The following is a 17960-nucleotide window of genomic DNA, read 5'->3' on the forward strand; positions in this document are numbered from 1 at the left end:
CCCCCGGCAACGGTATGACCAGCAGCCGATCGAGGTCGCCGCCCTCGCGGACGCGTGTGTCACCGCGGCCGACGCCACCGGCGACAGCCTCTGGCACCTGGGGACCCGGCAGACGGTCGGCTGGTTCCTCGGCGCCAACGACGCCGGCGTCGAGATGTGGGACCGTGACACCGGCGGCGGTTACGACGGACTGACGCCACACGGACCCAACCTCAACCAGGGCGCCGAGTCCACCCTGGCCCTGATCGCCACGCTGCAGCACGCCCGAAACCTGTCCGAGCCGAATGGCGTCATCCGCCCCGGCGCTCGTTGATTCGTGCTCGGCGACTTCGACGATCCGGACGACGCTGATGCCCTGTCGAGGGGAGGAACCGCTCGACAGGGGACGTCGCCGATTCCCGGAACACCCCGGCCCGAACGCCTGTTCGGCCTGGTGCGCCCGGTTGCCCCGGCCACGGACGGGCCGCTGTACCGACTCGTAACATGATGGTCCGGTTTGCCCCTGGCGCGGGCACGGCAACGGTGTAACGTGGATCATGCCGCGCAGCTCGATCGCGCCGCGCCGGTCGACCAGCCCTTTCGCCGGTCACGCCCTCCGTCTGGACCCAGCGGTTGGCCCTGAGCATTCCCGGGTGCGCTCCCGCAGGGAGCACGACGGCGTTCTTCCCACCGCCCTACTCCACGACTGTCCTTCGAGGCAGACCAGCCCGCCGGCGACGCAGGCCTGCGCCGGGTGCGGCCTCACCTCGCCGGCAAGGCCTGTGTGGTGTCGGCGGTCGGCGATCCGAAGGGCGTAAACCGCCATGACTGCCGCTCCCACCACCCTGACCCGCCTCACCTACGCAGCTAGCCCCTCCGGTCCGCCATCGGCCGACAAGCACCGCACGGCACCGCCGGCCGCCGCCGTCGGTCACCGCGCCGGTCACGGTGTCCTCTCCATCGTCGGCGCCACCGTCGAGCACCTGATACGTCAAGGCGCCGACCTGCCCGGCGGTCACCCCGAGCGGGCGGCGCTACGCGACCGCGCCATCGAGGCGGGCCTACCCCTCTCGCGCCACCTGGCCGGCAGATACCGTGAGCGCGGCGAACCCCTCGACGACCTTTACCAGGTCGCCGCCATCGGTTTGATCAAGGCGGTCGACGGATACGATCCCAGCCGGCCCGTGCCGTTCATCGCCTACGCCGTACCCACGATCGTCGGCGCGCTCAAACGCCACTTCCGCGACACCACCTGGCGCATCCGGGTGCCCCGAAGCGTCCAGGAACTCGCCCTCACCCTCACCCCCACCAGCGCCGCACTCGCCCAAAAGCTGTGCCGATCACCGACACGCGCCGAACTCGCCGCGCACCTCGGCACCACCGAACACGACATCGCCGCCGCGTCGAACGCCTGGCGCGCCCACACTCCATTCTCACTCGACGCCTCCGACGCCAACGGCGACCGGGCACAGACGGCACTGCTGGACACCCTCGGTGTCCGCGACACACGATTCGACGCCGTCAACGACCTGCACGCCTGGCAACGCCTCCTGGCCGGCCTACCCCTGCGCGAGCGCCGCATCATCGCCATGCGCTTCGGCGACCAGCTGACCCAAGCCGAGATCGCCGCCCAGATCGGCGTGTCCCAGATGCAGATCTCGCGGCTGCTGATGCGCACCCTGACGACGCTGCGCACCGGCATCCGCAGCGGGCAGCCCGCACGCTCCACCCCGCGCATACCCACCCAGGTCACCACCCGCCGACCCTGAACCACGAACACCGCGCCGCCGGCCGCGGTCCGCTCGGTGGGTACACGACGGCGGCGACGAAGGCCTGCCGTGCCGGTACGTCGATTGTGGACAGCTCCTGCCGGGCGGGCAGGAACAGGGCTGCGATGCCGAAGGTGAGAGGCGCCCCGACGCAGAGCAGCAGGAGGTTGGCGATCGCGCCCCGATGCGACGAGATCGCCCCCTGTTGAACCCGACCGGGGTCAGGTGCTCGGACGACCCTGGCTATCCCACGACGCGGAAGGCGATCGAAGACGACTGCCCGGTGGTGCCGTCCGACTGACTGCCCACCGCCCACTCCGTGGTGGCGTCCGCGGCCGTGATCGCACTGAGCGACGGGATGCCGGCGCCGCCGTTCACGGTCACCGGCGTGACGGACCAGGTCGTTCCGTTCCAGTGCGCCAGCGCGGGCGTACCCGTGGAGTCGGCCGCGGCTCCCGCCACCCAAACGTCGGTGGCGGAGCGCGCGGTCACTCCGCGCAGGTTGACCAGCGGCGGCGCCGCGACGGTGTTCCACGAGGTGCCGTTCCAGCGGACGACGAACGCCGCGCCGCTGGTTCCCACGCCGACCGCCCAGGCGTCCGTCGCCGACAGCGCCGCGACGTCGTACAGGAACGTGCTGCCGTTGTCGGGACTCGGCACCTGGGCCCAGGCCGTGCCGTCCCAGTGCAGGATCGTCGACTGCCGGACCCGGTTGCCGTACGGGAGGTTCAGCGAGTACCCGACGGCCCAGACGTCCGTGCTCGTGACGCCGTCCACCGCGGTCAGGAAATTGGTACGGGTGCCCGCGCTGGGCGTCGGCACGGCGCTCCACGCGGTGCCGTTGTAGTGCATCGCCAGCGTCTTGCGGAACGTCGAGTTGCTGGAGGCCGTCTGTCCGACCGCCCACGCGTCGCTCGCCGAGAACGCCTTTACGGCGGAGAACTCGGTGTCGGTGCCGGCCGGCTTCGGAACGGCCTGCCGGCTCCACGCCGTGCCGTTCCAGCGCAGGGCGACGGCCGACTTCACCGCGCCGGCGGCCGTCGAGTTGCCGACGGCCACCGCGGAGCTCGCCGACGTCGCGTCGACCCCGCTCAGATCGGCCCAGTTGTTCGGGTCGCCGCCCTGCAGGTCCGGGCTTGGAAACGTGCTCCAGCGCGTACCGTTGAAGCGCTGGATCATCCCGTTGCCGTTGCCGCCGACGGCCCAGCCGTCGAACGGCGAGACGGCGTCCACGCCGAGGAACCCGCCGAAGAAGCCGGTCGATGCCACCGGGACCTGGGTCACGGTGGCGGCCCAGGCGGGACCGCCGGTTGCGAACACCACCCCGAGGGCCACCGCCGGGCCGGCCACACTCACAAGCGCCTTTCTCATGTCTCCCCCTCAACTTCCGTTGTCACGCATCGACAGCGTGTGGTCGGTGAACGAGCCGATGTCGCTCGAGTAGTCCGTGCGGGTTCCGGCGGCGAACACGGTGGGTCCGCCGGTCGCGGCGACGGATAGAGCTGACCTCCGAACTGCTGTTGCGGCACGCTCTCGATGGCGAACGCGGTGCCGTTCCAGCGCTGGACCAGCGGTTGAATCTGGCCGCCGGCGGACGCCACCGGCTCGTGGTAGCCGTTCTTGGATCCGACCGCCCACACGTCGTTCGCGGACAGGGCCGCGACCGAGTGCAGGAACGTGCCGGTACCCGACTCCGGCATCTCGGCCGGCGTCCAGCTGGTGCCGTTGTAGTGGAGCGCGAAGGGGTGCCCGAGGACGCCGTTCTCGCCGCTGTCGGTGTAGTAGCCGACCGCCCAGACGTCGTTGGGGGCGCTGCCGGCGATGCCTTCGAGGGAGTTGCCGGACGTGCCGGGACCGGGCACGGCGACCTGGGTCCAGGTGCTGCCGCTCCAGTGCAGCATCAGCGCCTCGCCGTGGAAGTTCGTGTCGTAGTACCAGCCGACCGACCAGGCTTCGCCGGTGGAGAACGCCTTCACCCCGTACAGCTGGCGGACGTTCGTGCCGGGCTGTGGGGTCGCGATGACCGACCACGAGCTGCCGTTCCACCTCATCGCCAGGGTGTTACGCGGCAGGCCGTTGACGCCGGAGTCCCCGTTGGCGTAGCCGACCGCCCAGGCGTTCGTGGCGGAGGTGGCGTCGACGTCGCGCAGCTCGTTGTGGTAACGCGTTGCGTTCGGGCTGGTCACGGTGGACCAGGCGGTGCCGTTCCAGCGCTCGACGAGCGTACGGGGAGCGGCGAGATTCGCGTCGTACCAGCTGCCGACCGCCCACGCCGAGGACGGTGACAGCGCGGCGCTGCCGTACAGCTCGTTCGCGATCGCGCCACGGTTCGGTGTGCTCAGTACGGCCCAGGACGTGGCCGCCTGAGCCGGTGCGGCGGCGGCCGCGAGCGCTACGGCCGCGCCAACGGCGATGCCGACCCGGTATCTCTGTCCGGACATGCCGACTCCTATTGCTTCGGTAGGTGGTAGACCCACATGGTCGGGCGTCCACCGACGGCGGGCCCGGCCACGTAGAGGCGGCCGTCGAGAACGACCGGCGTGGTCATCGGCGACTCGAACGGCTGGGTGACGGTGAAGAAGAGCGGTGCGCACGAGATTTCGCCGCAGCCACGCGCATCGAAGCCGCCGATCGCCCCGCCGAACTGGGTGTAGTAGACGACTCCACCGGCGACGGACGGGGACGCCGACGTGCCGGAGGTGGTGCCCAGCCCGCCGAACCAGAGGAAGCCGCACACCGGCCGGCCGCAGCCGTTGGCGTCGAACGCCCACAGGAAGCCCACCGCGCTGCCGTAGAGGATTCCGCCGGCGACGGTCAGGTTGGATTGGATGGATTCGAAATCGGCCGGGTGGTAGATCCACAGCGGCTTGCAGTCCAGGTTCCGGGTGGCTGCGCAGTCACCGGAGGAATACGCGTAGATCGTGCTCGTGTGCCCGTCCGGGCTCTGGAAGTCGACGCCGGCGAAGTACACCTTGTCCCCGTTCACCGTCGGCCCGACGTCCTGAATGAGCCCGGAGCCGGTGTCCGACCCGGCGACCGGCACGCTCGCCCAGACCGGCGGGCAGGTGGGCTGCCCGCACCCGGCGGCGCGGAAGGCGACCAACCGATCGGAGGAGGTCGCGTAGACCAGCCCGTTCGCCACCGCCGGGGCGCCCTGGCCGGATGTCTTGAGGTTGCCGGTCCAGAGCGGCGCACAGCTGAGGCGGCCACAACCCTTGTCCGCGAAGGCGAGCAGCCGGCCGTCGTTGGAGACGATGTAGAGCACGCCGTCCGCGACGGTCGGCGACGAGTCGGTGTTCGGCACCGGCGCTGTCCACACCGGCTTGCACGACGCCCGGCCGCACCCGGCGGCCCTGAACGCGTAGAGGGTGCCGATCCCGTTCTCGGCGTTCCCGGCCGAGGAGACGAAGACCAGGCCGTTCGCCACCGCCGGGGTGGTGAACGCTCCGTTGCTCAGCTGCGCGGTCCACAGCGGGTCGCACTGCGCGGATCCGCAGCCGGTGGCCGGCCAGGCGACCAGCACACCCTGATCCGTGCCGACGTAGGCGACCCCGCCGACGATCGCCGGCGACGACCGGGAGATGCCGCCGAACGTCGAACTCGGCGGCCCGGCCGCGACGTATTCGAGATCGAGCCCACCGACCGTGTCCCGGGTGATCGTGTTCTCGTCCGGGTTGAACCCGCTCAGCCCTGCGTCGTGCCCGAACTGCGGCCACGCCGGCGCGGCGGCCATCGCCGGTCCGGGTGCGGCGACGATCGCCGCAACCAGGGCGATCACCACCGACAGGAATACTCGCGTCCTCATCGGCTCCTCCACTTCGTACTCGTCCGGTGACCGGTCGGACCGAGACGGCGAATGTGCCGATCGGATCACCGTTGATCGCGATCGCTGTGACGGCGGTCGCGGTAAACCCGGCCGGCGGCGACGTACTGAGCGCCAGGATGGTCACCGTCGACTACCCGACGATGCCAACGAGGACTGAAACGGAACTGACGCGGCGCTGAAACCCGGACGACCCGGCCGGTGACGTTGGCGGCCCGTTCTTCGTCGTCGAGCTGCGAAGCCCGGGCATCGGCTTCAGCCGACATCGAGGAACTAGCAGATGATCCGGCCATGGCCGCCGGGCGGCGCCCATGAGATCCACATGCGACCTGGCGGTCCGCTGGGAGGGCACGAACCCGGTCGGCCTCGGCGGCGTGGCCGACATCCCGCACAACACGGCCAATGCCATCAACGCGGCCCGTCAGATCGTCGGCACCGCGGACCCGCTGTGCCCGCCCTGCCCGGCGCCCCGTGCGTGGCTCTGGCAGGCCGGCACATTCACCCTGCTCGACGACCTCATCCCGGCCGGTCCGGCTGAGCCTGCAACAGGCCAACGGCGTCAACGACCTCGGCCAGATCGTCGGCGCCGGCCTTCACAACGGACATAACTGATGACGATGAGCACGAAGGTGACGCTGCGGCTGTCCCCGGCCGTCAGCAGCCAGCCCAGGAGAACCAGCAGCGTCAGATCCAGGGTCGGCATCGCCACCGCGGAAATGCGGCCGAGCAGTTCCAGATTTGCAGCGGCGAGCGGCCCGATCAGGAATACCCAGGCCGGAAGGGCGAAGGCGCCGGCGACGATCAGGGCGTCGACCAGGCTGCCAAGGTCTCGCCCAGGCGTACGCCGTCGGACCATGAGCACCATGCCAGTGATCTGCGACAGGTATCCCAACAAGTAGATCGCCTCCGCCGGCGAGCCGAGGCGGTCGTCGCCGTCGGCGGCCTGCACGACATGCGCCAGGTCGCCGACGGCGAACGCCAGGAGGCCGCCGGTGAGTAGCCACCAGGGCGCCGCGGCCCCGGGGCGGTTACGCCGGATCCGGCGCGGTTCCATATCAGCCGGACGGACTCCTCGACCGCGAGCGGAAGCCCGCCGGTCCGGTCGTGCAGGATGGCCGCGCACTCGTCGGAAACCCGTTCTCCACCCAGCATCGAGGTCATCATCGCGGCAGTACCGGGGACATCCAACGGTTCCAACGACAGCCGCAGCCGCGCCGCGCCCGCCGGTTGCCGCGACGACAGCCGCAGCAGCAGAGAGTCCGGCGCGACCTCCTCCTGGCGGTAGCTCACCAGCAGACTGACCTGTTGTCGCTGACGTGATGCCAGAACAGCAGAAACTCCAGGGTGGCCTCATCCGCCCAGTGCACGTCCTCGACCGCGAGCAGCCCGATCTCGAGCCGCTTGAGGACCGGGCACCCTTCGCGGCGATCCATAGCTGGTCGATGTCAGCCAGGCCCGAGCGCCGACTGCATGCGCGAACGTATCGACGTAGCATCATCGGCCAAAGAGGGTTCCGTGGATGGCGGCCCCGTTCGCGCGCTCACAAGAACATTCGTCCGCCGCATTGCCTCGTCCGCGCCCGGTTCTCCCCGGCCTTCTCGAAGAAGGCCTATTTCCGTACGAGGGCGGCCCGCGCGGCGGCTGGCAGGGCCGGGTCGGTGCTCGCATCCAGAGCCATGTCGGGGAACCGGTTCCGCGGTGTCGTGGCGTAGCGATGGAGGGCGCTGATCTCCCGCGCTTGCGGCGGGAGGCCCAGCGCCAGGGATTGCGCTGGCCTAACGCACCGAGGCCCGCCCCTCGAGGAGACGGATAACGCCTGCAAACGTGCAGGTGCCGCATCCGTACAGGGGCAGGCCCGGCTCAAGTTCGCCGCGGTCATCCATCCACCACCCCGTCCCGCTCCCGGCTGACCCCTTGATGGGGTTGTCCTCACTGTCATCATCGGCCGCAGGCGCCAGGTTCTGAGGAAAACACCTCCGTCTTTCGCACACCCCCGCGCCTCCGGCGGCGGGCCGGCCGGCCGGCCCGCCGTTCGGTTCCGCGTCCGGAGCCGCAACCGCGGATCCGTGAGCCCCGCTACCTCGACGAACGCCCCGCCGAGGTCGAAGGCCGGGCCGTCTCCGGCCACTGGGAGGCAGACCTCGTCGTCGGCAAGAACGGAAAGACCGCCGTCGCCACGCTGGTCGAACACACCTCACGGTTTGGATCCTGGTCCCGCTGACCGGCCGTGACCCGCTGACAGTGACCGACACGGTGATCGCCGCGGTGATCGCCGCGACCGACGGCCTACCCGCGTCCATTCGCAGATCGCTGATCTGGGACTGCGGCACGGAGATGGCCCGCCACGCCGCCGTCAACCGCGACCGGGCTACCGGTCTTCGTCGCCCACCCGCATTCACCCTGGCAGCGCGGCAGCAACGAGAACCTGAACGGGATCGTCCGCGAGTTATTCCCGAGAGGCGTCCCGATCACCTTGGATCCGGTCTATCTCGCGATGAACGCCGCGGAGATCAACGACCGACCCCGTAAGATCTTCGATTGGAAGAAGCCCTCCGAGACATCCGCCGAACTTGTCGAGGCAAATACTTCCACCGACTGAATCTGCCGGCGTCTGCCACGACGCCGGAGGATTGGGGAGCAACCATGAACGTCACCGTTATCGGTTCCGGCAACGGAGGCATGGCAGTCGCCTTCGACTGCGCCCAGCAAGGCCACCGGGTCTCGCTGTACTCCCGAGCCGCACACGCTCACGAAAACATCGAGGCAGTCCGGGCAAAGGGCGGCATCACCAGCCAGGGACGGCTGGAGGGCTTCGCCCCGGTCGCGTACTCCGTCCGGTACGGACATCGAAACCGCCATGGAGGGCGCCGAGATCGTCTTCCTGGTCGGGCCCGCGTTCGCCACCGAGCCCTTGGGCCGCGACCTCGCACCTCACCTGCGTACCGGGATGACCGTGGTGATCTGTCCCGGCTCCTGCGGCGGCGCCCTCGCCTTCAAGCGAGCCGCGGGTTTGGCGGTGCAGGACGACAGCGTCATCGTCGGGGAGACCAGCACCCTCCCGTACGCGTGCCGGGCCGACGGCCAGGGCAATGTCCACGTATTCCACAGGTTCGACACGGGCCTCTTCGCCTCGGCCGTTCCTCGGTCCGGCAACGGCAGGCTGCTGGAGGTCCTCAGGCAGGTCTATCCCTCGACCATCGAGGCGGCCACGGTCTTCCAGACGTCTCTGCAGAACGGCAACCCTGTCATCCACCCCGCGGTGACGCTCATGAACGCCGGCCTGCTGGAGCGGACCGGTGGCGACTTCCTCTTCTACGAGGAGGGTGTCACCCCAGCTGCGGGCCGTCTGATGGAGGCTGTCGACACCGAGCGTCTCGCCATCGCGACGGCGCTCGGCGTGACGATCCTGTCCGAGCCGGACATCGGTGTGGAGCAGGGCTACATGACCGAGAGTAACTACACCACCGGGTACTCCCGCGCACCCGGCTTCCGCGGCATCAAGGCACCGACCCGCATCGACTCGCGGTACCTCACCGAAGACGTCGGCTACACCCTGGTCTTCTTCACCGACCTGGCACGCCGACTCGCAGTACCCACCCCGACGATGGACGCGATCATCGAGATCACCTCTGTCGTCCTCGCACGCGACCTGCGTGCCGAAGGAGCCCGCACGATGAGTTCTTTGGGACTCGACAACCTGACCGCCGAGCAGCTACTGAACCTTTGAGGACAGGCGCCAAGGCCTCATCCCTGGCCGGGTTTCAGGGGGTTTCTATTGGCGACACAGCCGCCGGTTTGATCACTACGGGCCAGTGGGCGGGTGCTGTCGCTAAGCTTCGCGTTTAACGTCCTGTTGGTGATCAGTCGCTCTGTTGGGGGACTGGCAGGGTGCGGCCACCTGCTCACTCTCTGAGGAGGAGGCGAATCTTCTCGGGGAGGATCAGGTGGCAGATCCGGTTACTGGGATCAATCCCCGCCCGCAGCCAGACCCGCGCCCGTTGAGGTGCGGTGGACATCTATGGTCCCTGTATGTCGATCACCGACCGGGACTTGGTCATCGAAGCGGTGCAAGCCGGCGCCGCAATTGTGCGCTCGCACTACGGATCCTCGTTGACGCGCTTTGCGAAGTTTGCCGGTGACTTCGCCACCACGGCCGACATCGAGGCCGAGAAGGCCATCACCGATGTCTTGCGGACCGCACGGCCGAACGATCGGGTGCTGGGTGAGGAAGGCGGACACACCGGCAACGGCGACAGCGATCGCTTGTGGCTGGTCGACCCGTTGTGCGGAACGTTGAATTTCGCCGTGCGGAACATGCTGGCTTCAGTGAACGTCGCGCTGCGAGCCGATGGGCAGGTCACCGTGGCCGGCTCTGCCGACCCGTTCTCCGACGAGGTGTTCTGGACTGACAGTGCCGCTGCGTACGTGCGTCACGGTGGGGTGGACCAGCGGCTTGCCCCGTCGGCCGAGTCAAGGCTGGTCGATGTGAATCTCGACCCACCATTTCCCAATCACGAGGTCTTCTCGGCGGCCCGGATGCTCGTTGACGAAGAATTCATCGCTCAGTTCCGGCCCCGCGTCGTCTCCACCACCCTGGCCGTGGCTTGGGTCGCCGCTGGACGCCGCGCCGCCTACGTCACTGATGGCCACCTGCGCGACAGCGTTCACTTCGCCGCGGGAATTGCCCTCTGCCAGGCCGCCGGTTGCGTCGTCACCGGGATCGACGGCCAACCGGTCCATACCAGAGCGGGAGGTCTCATTGTGGCCGCCGACGAGAAGACGCATGCCTCGCTGCTGAACCTCGTCGCGCACCAGCGCCCACGAAAGGGCTGACTCGGTATCCGTTCCTCGGCCAGTTCAGGATGTCGGGCGGCCCGGCAGGGCGACCACAGGCTGTGACGGCTTACAGCTTGGCCAGCGCGCACGGACAACGGCAAAAGAGTGTTTACTCAACGATCTTCCAGCCAGCGGTCAGCTCGGATCATCAACGACAGGGAGCGTTCATCTGCGGGGCTGCGGACGGTGGCCTTCTCGGCCGGCCGAAGCGTCCGCCCCAGCTTCCCAGGCCACGTGGTCGGGGTCGCTGAGACCGTTGGGAATCTGGTCGAGGACAGCCGGGTGTCTCGTCCCGGCGCCGCGCATCACCCACGGCCTGATGTATGCGCCCACATCGCACGGGCGCTTGAAGAGCACCACCTCACGCCGCCCACACCAATGCCGCCAACCGTTTCATGTCAATTCACTGCGCGGCGGTTCGTCCGCCTTGGCGAGCAGAATCTCTCCGACGGCGGTGAAAACCTCGTCCGCCAAGCCCATTGCCTGCAAGCCCGAGAGGCGGACTGCCAGAGAGTGTGCCGACGTGGCGCAGTCCAACACCCGTGTCTTCTGGCGGTACTCGATCTGTGCTCGGTCCAGCATGGTGAAGAGCCGCTCGGCCACGTCGTTGCGGCGCAGCCGGGGACAGCCGCCGAGGTCGATCCGTAAGGCGGCGGTGGCGGGTACGTCCTCGACGGTGACGGAGGTCCGGGTGCCCTCGCGGTCGATCCGCGCCAGGGTTGGTGCGCCGTCTGCGGTGGCCACCGGATCGACGATCGCGTCGAGCGCCGGGAAGGTGACCGTCCAGCGGCGGGTGGCGGGCACGGCGTCCACCCCGCCGTGAGCGGGACCGATCACGACTGCGCCGCTGTCCTGGTCATAGGTGATGCGGGTGCGCCCGAGGGGACCGGTTGCGGTGTCGTCGTCCTCGAGGAGTTCGAAGTCACCGTCGGCGCCGACGACGACGAGCAGCTCCAGATGGGCCGGATTGACGAGCTCGTTGCCCGGGAAGGCGCGGCCGTCCATCGGGACGATGGCGCCGCCGGCGGCGAGGACGGGAATAGTGGTGAGGTCACGGTGCAGGTACATCGTGCGGCCGCCGTCGTAGACCATGTCGGTGAGCACGTCGACCCAGGTGCCCTCGGGCAACCATGCCTTGACCCTCGCCAGGCCGGTGCGGAGGTCGGCCGGTTCGGTGATCGCCGCCACCACGAGCTCGGTGCCGAACTGGTACTGGTTCGGGACTTGGTAGGCCTCGTCCGCCTTGGGTGAGTGGTAGTACATGGGCAGCACCAGGGGAAGCCCGTCGGTCGCGGCGCGATGGTTCATCGTATGCAGATAGGGCACGAGACGGTGTCGCAGACGCAGGAACGAGGTCATTACTTCCTGGGCGGGGGCGGGAAAGGCCCACGGCTCCTTGGTGACGAAGGGGTTCTTCCCGGAGTGCAGTCGCATGATCGGGGAGAAGGTGCCGAGCTGCATCCACCGGGTGGCGAGTTCGTCGTCACGGGCGCCGAAGAAGTGCCCGCCGATGTCGTGGCTCCACCAGCCGTACCCGATGTTGGCGGCCGTCGCGGTGAAATGCGGCTGGAACGCCAGCGAGGCCCAGGAGATGACGGTGTCGCCGGAGAAGCCGACGGGGTAGCGGTGGCTTCCCGGGCCGGCGTACCGCGAGAAGGTCAGTGCCCGCCGTCCGTCCCGCCCGTTGTCCAGGTAGTGGAAGTGATTGAGCATCCACAGCGGGTCGATGCCGCGGACCCGGGAGTACGGGCCGGACTGCCAGTCCAGCCACCAGAAGTCGACGCCGCCGGCCTCGAGGCGCCGGTGCAGGACCTCGAAATAGGCCGCGAGGAATCCCCGGTCGGTGACGTCGAACGCGATGGGCTCCGCGAGTGCCGGGTCGCGGCCGAGGGCGGCTGTCATCGCCGGGTAGGCCTCCTCGAACGAGCGGACCCCGTCGGCCGGGTGGACGTTGAGGGTCACGCGCAAGCCGCTCTCATGCAGCTCGTCCAGGAACTTCTCCGGGTCGGGAAACAGGTCCCGGTTCCAGGTATAGCCGGTCCAGCCGCTGCCGTGCGCCGGGTCGACGTCGACCAGATGCCAGTCCATGTCCACCACGCCGACCGACAGCGGGATGCCCTCGCTGCGGAATCGGGCGATGAGCGCCAAGTAGGACTCGGCAGTGTATTGGTGGTGCCGGCTCCACCAGTTGCCCAAGGCGAATCGTGGCAGCACGGGCGTGCGACCCGAGACGGCATAGAAGGCCGCAAGGGCGGCTGCGTAGTCGTGGCCGTACGCGAACACGTACAGGTCGGTCCGGTTGATGTTGTCGGCCGTGACCCACCCGTTGTCGTCGAAGAGGAACGAGTGCGAGTCGTCGACAACAGCGAAGCCCTTGCGGGACACCACGCCGGGCTCGAGCGGGACCGGTCCATCGGCCTCGTCCAGAGTCCGGGCTGTGCCGCCGAGGTCCCGGGCTTCCTGCCCGTAGCGCCAGACGGAGTGGTAGGCACTGACACCGCCCTGGACGGCCAGGCTCAGCCCGCTGGTGGTGAACGGGCCCTGGTCGTAGGTGAGTCGGAAGCGGGACGTCACGATCTCCAGGTGCCCGCCGGCCTCCAGTACGCGGAAGTCCGGGACCGGCAGGTGCCGGTTGACGGCGAAGGTGGAGGCACGGTCCTCGAAGACGCCGTTGTCGGCGTATTCCAGCCGTACCAGGCCGTCGGTGAGCACGGTGATGCGGTACCGCTCACCAGTGACCACCGATGCGGGGTCGGCTACCGGGCGGGACTGCAGCTGGTAGGGAAAATTCACGACTCACCCCTTGACGGCGGCACTGGCCGCCCCTGCGACGAAACGCTTCTGGAAGATCACGTAGACGATGACGACGGGGATGATCGACACCGTTGTCGCCGCGAACAGGCCGCCGTAGTCGGTGCTGTATTGCCCGCTGAAGGTGGTCAGGCCGACCGCGAGTACCTGTTTGGACGGTGTGGTGAGCATGAGGTACGGCCACAGGTAGTCCTCCCAGACCCAGAGGAACTGGAAGATGGCCAGTGCCGAGATGGCGTTGACACTCAACGGGGCGACGATGCGGTGGAAGATGTACAGCTCCGAGGCGCCGTCGATCCGGGCGGCCTCCAGAATCTCGTCCGGCACGTTGTTCATGCTCTGGCGCATCATGAAGATGCCGAACGAGCTGATCGCGGCCGGAATGATGATCGACGCGTAGCTGTCCTGCAGCCCGGCGTCGGTGAACATCGTGTAGCGGGGGATCAGGACGACCGCCCACGGGATCATCATGGTCGACAGGACCAGCGCGAACAGCGGGCCGCGCCCCCGGAAACGGTACTTCCCGAAGACGTATCCACCGAGCAGGCTGCTGTAGACGGCGATCGCGGTGATCGCCACCGAGAGCAGCAGCGAGTTGCCGAACAGCCGTACCACGTCGAAGTGCTCCTGGATCGACCGGTAATTGTCGAGCGTCCAGACGCGCGGCAGCAGGTGCTGATCGACGGCGGAGATCTCGTCGGCGTACTTGAAGCTCGACATCAGCATCCACACGAAAGGGAAGATCGTCACGGCGGCGACGGCCAGCAACCCGACGTGCAGGCAGACGGAGGTGACCCGGCGACTCATCGGTGCGCCTCCTTTCCGCGCCACGGGGCGCTCTGCGCCCGGAACGACAGCATGGTCAGCAACGCGGTGCCGATGAAGAGCACGAACGCGGCCGCCGACGCGTACCCGAAGTCGTACTTGACGAACGCCTGCTGATAGATGAGATACGAGATCAGGCTGGTCGAGTCGCCCGGACCGCCGGCGGTCAGGACGAAGACCTGGACGAACGCCTGCAGGTACCCGATCATCGAGGTCACGACGACGAACAGGGTCGTCGGGCGCAGCATCGGCCAGATCACCCGGCGGAACCGCGGCCAGGCGCCGGCGCCGTCCACCTCGGCCGCCTCGAGCACATCCGCGCTCAGGGAGTACAGGCCGGCGAGGTAGAGGATGACCGCGAACCCGAAATCCTTCCAGATTGTCATCACCATCACGGCCGGCAGCGCGAAGCGGCTGTCGTAGAGCCAGTTGACGTCGAATCCGAAGATCGAGTTGACCGCACCGAACTGCGGGTTGTACATCAGCCGCCAGACGTACGCCACGGCGACGATCGGGGTGACGGTGGGCAGGTAGAACAGCGTGCGGAACAGGGTCTTGGCGCGGGTCAGCCGGGAGTAGATGGCGTAGGCGAGGGCCATCCCGAGCACGACCCGGCCGATGATCGCGCCTGCCATGAAGACGACGGTGTTCACCGTCGAGGTCCAGAACACCGGATCGGCGAACAGCCGGTGGTAGTTCGCCAGGCCGACCCAGCGGTAGGTGCCGTTGAGCGGGTTCCAGTCGTGCAGGCTACCCAGCAGCGCGGCCAGGATCGGCCAGGCCACCAAGGCGAGGATCGCCACGATGATCGTCGTGACGACGACCAGGCGCAACGGACGCTCCCCGCTGGCGGCCGGGGTGCGGCGCCGGCGTCCCGGCGTGCGGCAGGGCGGCGCCACAGCGGGCGTGGATTCAGTGGTGGTCATCAGAGCCCGGGCCGGACGCCCGGCGCCGCGCAGAACGCGGGCCGGCCGTCCGGCCACCTCCTCTCGGGGACCGGCCTCAGTTCGAGGGCGCGTACGCGGCGTACAGATGCTCGGCGGACGTGAAGTTCTTGCCCGCCAGATCAGTGGTGATCTTCTGCTGCGCCGCGGTCAGCGCCTTGGCCGGATCGACCTTGTTGTAGAGGATGTCCTGCCACATCTTCGTGAAGTTGTCCTCGAAGGTGGACGGCACGGCGCCCGGCCAGATGTAGCGCGTGATGTCGCCGTAGGCCTGCAGCGCGGGGTCGGCCTTGATGTCGGGGTCGTCGGCCAGCGGCTTGTACGCCGGGAAGACACCGAGACTCAGATTGAGCGCCTTCATGTCGGCGGAGTCGGTGAGGTAGAACCTCAGGAAGTCCTGGGCGGCCTTCTGCTGTTCGGCCGAAGCGTTCTTGTTGATCCCCAGGGTCGACTCGCCGTTGTAGCGGTCGAAGGCGTACGGCGTCGTGCCGGCGGTGGGCAGCGGGGTGCGGAAGACGCCAAACTTGATCTTCGGAAAATCCGCACGCAGCGAGCCCTCGTACCAGCCCCAGGCGTAGACCATGGCGCTCTGGCCCTGCCCGAAGCTGGTGGTGGCCTCGGTGCCGAAGTCCTTCGAACCGGTCCCGTCCTCATACATCTGCAGGAAACGCTGGATGACCTGCATGTTCGCGGGGTTGTCGACGGTCGGCGTCTCGCCGTCCGCGGCGAACATGTTCTGCCCCAGCTGGTAGGCCATGCCCGACTGGAAAGCACTCTGCGAGCTGTTGAAGTTGAACCCGGCCTGCTTGAGCTTCGTACCGTCGCGCACGGTGAGCTTCTTGGCCACCTCGCGGAACTGATCCCAGGTGGCCGGGATGTCGGCATCGGTCAGGCCCGCCTTGGTCCACATGTCCTTGTTGTAGTAGATGGCCCCGCTCATCAGCCCCAGGTCGATGTAGTAGACCTTGCCGTCGATCACGTGCGCCTTGGCGTTGGTGTAGTCCGCCGCCAGTTCGTCGATGGGGATGTCATACGGCGCCATGTACTTGATGATGTTCTCGTGCTGGCTGTTGTGGACGTTGAAGATCGCCGGCCCCTTCGGGCCCTGCAGCTGCAGCGGCAGCTTCGTCCAGTAGTCGTCCCACGGCTGGTTGACGACGGTGATGTCCACATTCGGATGGATCTTCTGGTACGCGTCAGCGAACGACTGCATCTGCGGGATGTTTCCCCAGGCCCACCAGTCGAGATGGATCGGTTTCCCGTCGTTGACCAGGGTGTTCGGATCGTACTTCAGATTGACCCCGGCGATCGGCAGCCCCTTGGTGGCCGAGGTGTCCTTCACCCCGTCACCGTCGGAGGACTTGCTGGAGCATGCCGATAGCATCAGGGCGCCGGCGACCAGGACAACAGCTAGCTTGCGCGCGGTCTTCATCGAAACCTCCGCAGGAATTAAGTCATCGTCCCCGCAGCTACTGCTGAAAGGGCGGGATACGCAGGCCCAGGTAATGCCCGAGACCATTCGATCGCGCTCAGGTTTACCGGTATATTACGGCCAAGTTAACCCCGTCTATTGCCCATGTCAAGATGGTTCGATGTCACGGGGTGGGGCACCATCGGCCCGCAGGTGCGCAGCCCCGGCGCAGGGAGGACGAGAGATGCCGACGCTGCAGGACGTCGCCCGCGAGGCAGGGGTCTCGAAGATGACAGTCTCGAACGTGCTGAATGGGCACCGGGACCGGGTCTCCCCCGCTACTATCGCCCGGGTCATGGAGGTCATCGGCCGGCTCGGTTACGTCCCTAACGCCACCGCCCGGTCGCTGAGCGCGCGCCGGTCGAACATCATCGCCCTGGCGTTCCCCGGCCGCGACGTCGACGGGGTCGTGCCGCTGACGAACCCGCACGACTCGCTGTTCCTCAGCGAGGTCGAGTGGCACATCACCCGGGCCGGTCTCTACCTGATGGCGCACTCGGTGACCAGCGTGGAGTCCACCGCCAACAGCCTGCGTTCCTGGAACGTCGACGGGGCTATCTTCCTGGGCACGCGGGCGGACGAGGTCGCCGCGCTGCACACGGCCTACGAGGCACCGATGGTCTTCATCGACAACCACGGCACCTCGCCGCACATCAGCAACGTCGGCATCGAGGACCGGCTCGGCGGACACCTCGCCGGCCGCCGCTTGATCGAAGCCGGGCACCGGCGGATCGGCTTCGTCGGGCCGAGCATCGACGAGCCCGGCGTCGTCCGTGAGCGGCACGCCGGATTCGTCCAGGCGCTGGCCGAGGCCGGGCTGAGCCTACGACCGGAACACGTGGTGCAGTGCAACGCCGGCTTCGACGCGGCCGTCGCGGCAACGCAGCAGGTGCTGTCGGCGCCGCAGCGGCCCACGGCGGTCTTCGCCACTGCGGACATCATCGCCGCGGGTCTGCTCAAGGGCTTCGTCCGGGCCGGATGCCCGGTGCCGGACCAGATGTCGATCATCGGGTTCGACGACCTGGAGGTCGGCCGGCACGTCAGTCCGGAGATCACCACCCTGCATCAGGACATTCCGGGCAAGGCCCGGGCGGCGGTGGAGGTCCTGCTGGCTCAACTCGCCCAATGGCCCGCTGTGCGTTCTGAGCGGCGGGTACTGGGGGTCACCCTCATCGAGCGCGAGTCCGTCGGGCCACCGCCGGCATCAATGCCCTGAGCCCCACCCCGCCCCGGGTCGCACCGGAACGCCGCCACGCGGTCACGGAACCTCCGTGGCCGCATCCGGCCGTGGGCGACCCGCCCGCGAGGCGCTTCCCGCTTTACCGCTAAATGCAATTTTACTGAAAGACCTTCCGTTCATTGCAAGTTGTTGCTACGTTCCGGTCCAATGTGAACGCGGGATTACGTTCTTGACTTCTCAGCAACGCTGCCCCGCTCAGTGGCCCCGCTGCGCCTTCGCTGGCCACCCCCGTCCCCGGCCTCTCCCTGTCCCCATCCCTCAG

14 protein-coding genes and 1 pseudogene are annotated in these 17960 nt (G+C 68.1%); 6 read left to right on the forward strand and 9 right to left on the reverse strand.

Translation table 11 applies throughout. The features are described from left to right. Positions 1–313, forward strand: a pseudogene (locus AB0F10_RS22030) (hypothetical protein); the annotation flags it as partial. 490 nt (positions 314–803) lie between these two features. Further along, positions 804–1748: a SigB/SigF/SigG family RNA polymerase sigma factor gene (locus tag AB0F10_RS22035; RefSeq protein ID WP_360627896.1), complete on the forward strand. Its 945-nt coding sequence runs from the start codon at positions 804–806 to the stop codon at positions 1746–1748. Between the two features lie 243 nt (positions 1749–1991). Here the strand turns inward: AB0F10_RS22035 and AB0F10_RS22040 are convergent, their stop codons facing one another. The 3 genes from AB0F10_RS22040 to AB0F10_RS22050 are packed head-to-tail and all read right to left on the reverse strand — an operon-like array spanning position 1992 to position 5553. Continuing rightward, positions 1992–3119, reverse strand: a complete 1128-nt coding sequence (locus tag AB0F10_RS22040; protein ID WP_360627899.1) for a hypothetical protein — start codon at positions 3117–3119, stop codon at positions 1992–1994. Further along, the gene (locus tag AB0F10_RS22045; RefSeq protein WP_360627902.1) at positions 3116–4189 is read right to left on the reverse strand and encodes a hypothetical protein; all 1074 of its coding nucleotides are present in this window, start codon (positions 4187–4189) and stop codon (positions 3116–3118) included. The genes AB0F10_RS22040 and AB0F10_RS22045 overlap by 4 nt, the downstream gene beginning before the upstream one ends. Positions 4190–4197: 8 nt before the next feature. Next, entirely contained in the window at positions 4198–5553 is a 1356-nt protein-coding gene (locus AB0F10_RS22050) for a PQQ-binding-like beta-propeller repeat protein (RefSeq protein WP_360627905.1), read from the reverse strand. Positions 5554–5579: 26 nt separating this feature from the next. Here AB0F10_RS22050 and AB0F10_RS22055 point away from each other — a divergent pair, with 26 nt between their 5' ends. Next, the gene (locus tag AB0F10_RS22055) at positions 5580–5753 is read left to right on the forward strand and encodes a hypothetical protein (RefSeq protein WP_360627908.1); all 174 of its coding nucleotides are present in this window, start codon (positions 5580–5582) and stop codon (positions 5751–5753) included. A gap of 377 nt (positions 5754–6130) precedes the next feature. On the opposite strand, the gene AB0F10_RS22060 is transcribed toward AB0F10_RS22055, so the two are convergent. Continuing rightward, positions 6131–6625 carry a hypothetical protein gene (locus tag AB0F10_RS22060; protein WP_360627911.1) on the reverse strand — a complete coding sequence of 165 codons (495 nt, stop codon included), beginning with the start codon at positions 6623–6625 and terminating at the stop codon, positions 6131–6133. 232 nt (positions 6626–6857) lie between these two features. Next, the gene (locus AB0F10_RS22065) at positions 6858–7004 is read right to left on the reverse strand and encodes a hypothetical protein (RefSeq protein WP_360627914.1); all 147 of its coding nucleotides are present in this window, start codon (positions 7002–7004) and stop codon (positions 6858–6860) included. A gap of 1424 nt (positions 7005–8428) precedes the next feature. Between AB0F10_RS22065 and AB0F10_RS22070 the strand changes: the two genes are divergently transcribed. Continuing rightward, on the forward strand, positions 8429–9298 hold the full coding sequence (locus AB0F10_RS22070; RefSeq protein ID WP_360627917.1) for an NAD/NADP octopine/nopaline dehydrogenase family protein: 870 nt from the start codon (positions 8429–8431) through the stop codon (positions 9296–9298). Positions 9299–9600: 302 nt separating this feature from the next. Beyond that, a complete protein-coding gene (locus AB0F10_RS22075) occupies positions 9601–10404 on the forward strand; it encodes an inositol monophosphatase family protein (RefSeq protein ID WP_360627920.1) in 804 nt (267 codons plus the stop codon). Positions 10405–10800: 396 nt separating this feature from the next. On the opposite strand, the gene AB0F10_RS22080 is transcribed toward AB0F10_RS22075, so the two are convergent. The 4 genes from AB0F10_RS22080 to AB0F10_RS22095 all read right to left on the reverse strand — a co-directional run bounded on the left by AB0F10_RS22080 (position 10801) and on the right by AB0F10_RS22095 (position 16419). Next, positions 10801–13200: a TIM-barrel domain-containing protein gene (locus AB0F10_RS22080; RefSeq protein ID WP_360627923.1), complete on the reverse strand. Its 2400-nt coding sequence runs from the start codon at positions 13198–13200 to the stop codon at positions 10801–10803. A 3-nt stretch (positions 13201–13203) separates the two neighbouring features. Next, the gene (locus AB0F10_RS22085) at positions 13204–14025 is read right to left on the reverse strand and encodes a carbohydrate ABC transporter permease (protein WP_360627926.1); all 822 of its coding nucleotides are present in this window, start codon (positions 14023–14025) and stop codon (positions 13204–13206) included. Then, positions 14022–14876, reverse strand: coding sequence for a sugar ABC transporter permease (locus AB0F10_RS22090; protein ID WP_360627929.1), 855 nt, complete (start codon positions 14874–14876; stop codon positions 14022–14024). The genes AB0F10_RS22085 and AB0F10_RS22090 overlap by 4 nt, the downstream gene beginning before the upstream one ends. 169 nt (positions 14877–15045) lie before the next feature. After that, the gene (locus tag AB0F10_RS22095; RefSeq protein WP_360627932.1) at positions 15046–16419 is read right to left on the reverse strand and encodes an extracellular solute-binding protein; all 1374 of its coding nucleotides are present in this window, start codon (positions 16417–16419) and stop codon (positions 15046–15048) included. Positions 16420–16642: 223 nt separating this feature from the next. On the opposite strand from AB0F10_RS22095, the gene AB0F10_RS22100 reads away from it, so the two are divergent. After that, positions 16643–17674 (forward strand): LacI family DNA-binding transcriptional regulator, encoded by a 1032-nt coding sequence (locus AB0F10_RS22100; RefSeq protein WP_360627935.1) that lies wholly within the window; start codon positions 16643–16645, stop codon positions 17672–17674. Positions 17675–17960 lie beyond the last annotated feature (286 nt).

Origin of the sequence: Actinoplanes sp. NPDC026623 (assembly GCF_040638275.1) — a bacterium.
Lineage (GTDB): Bacteria > Actinomycetota > Actinomycetes > Mycobacteriales > Micromonosporaceae > Actinoplanes.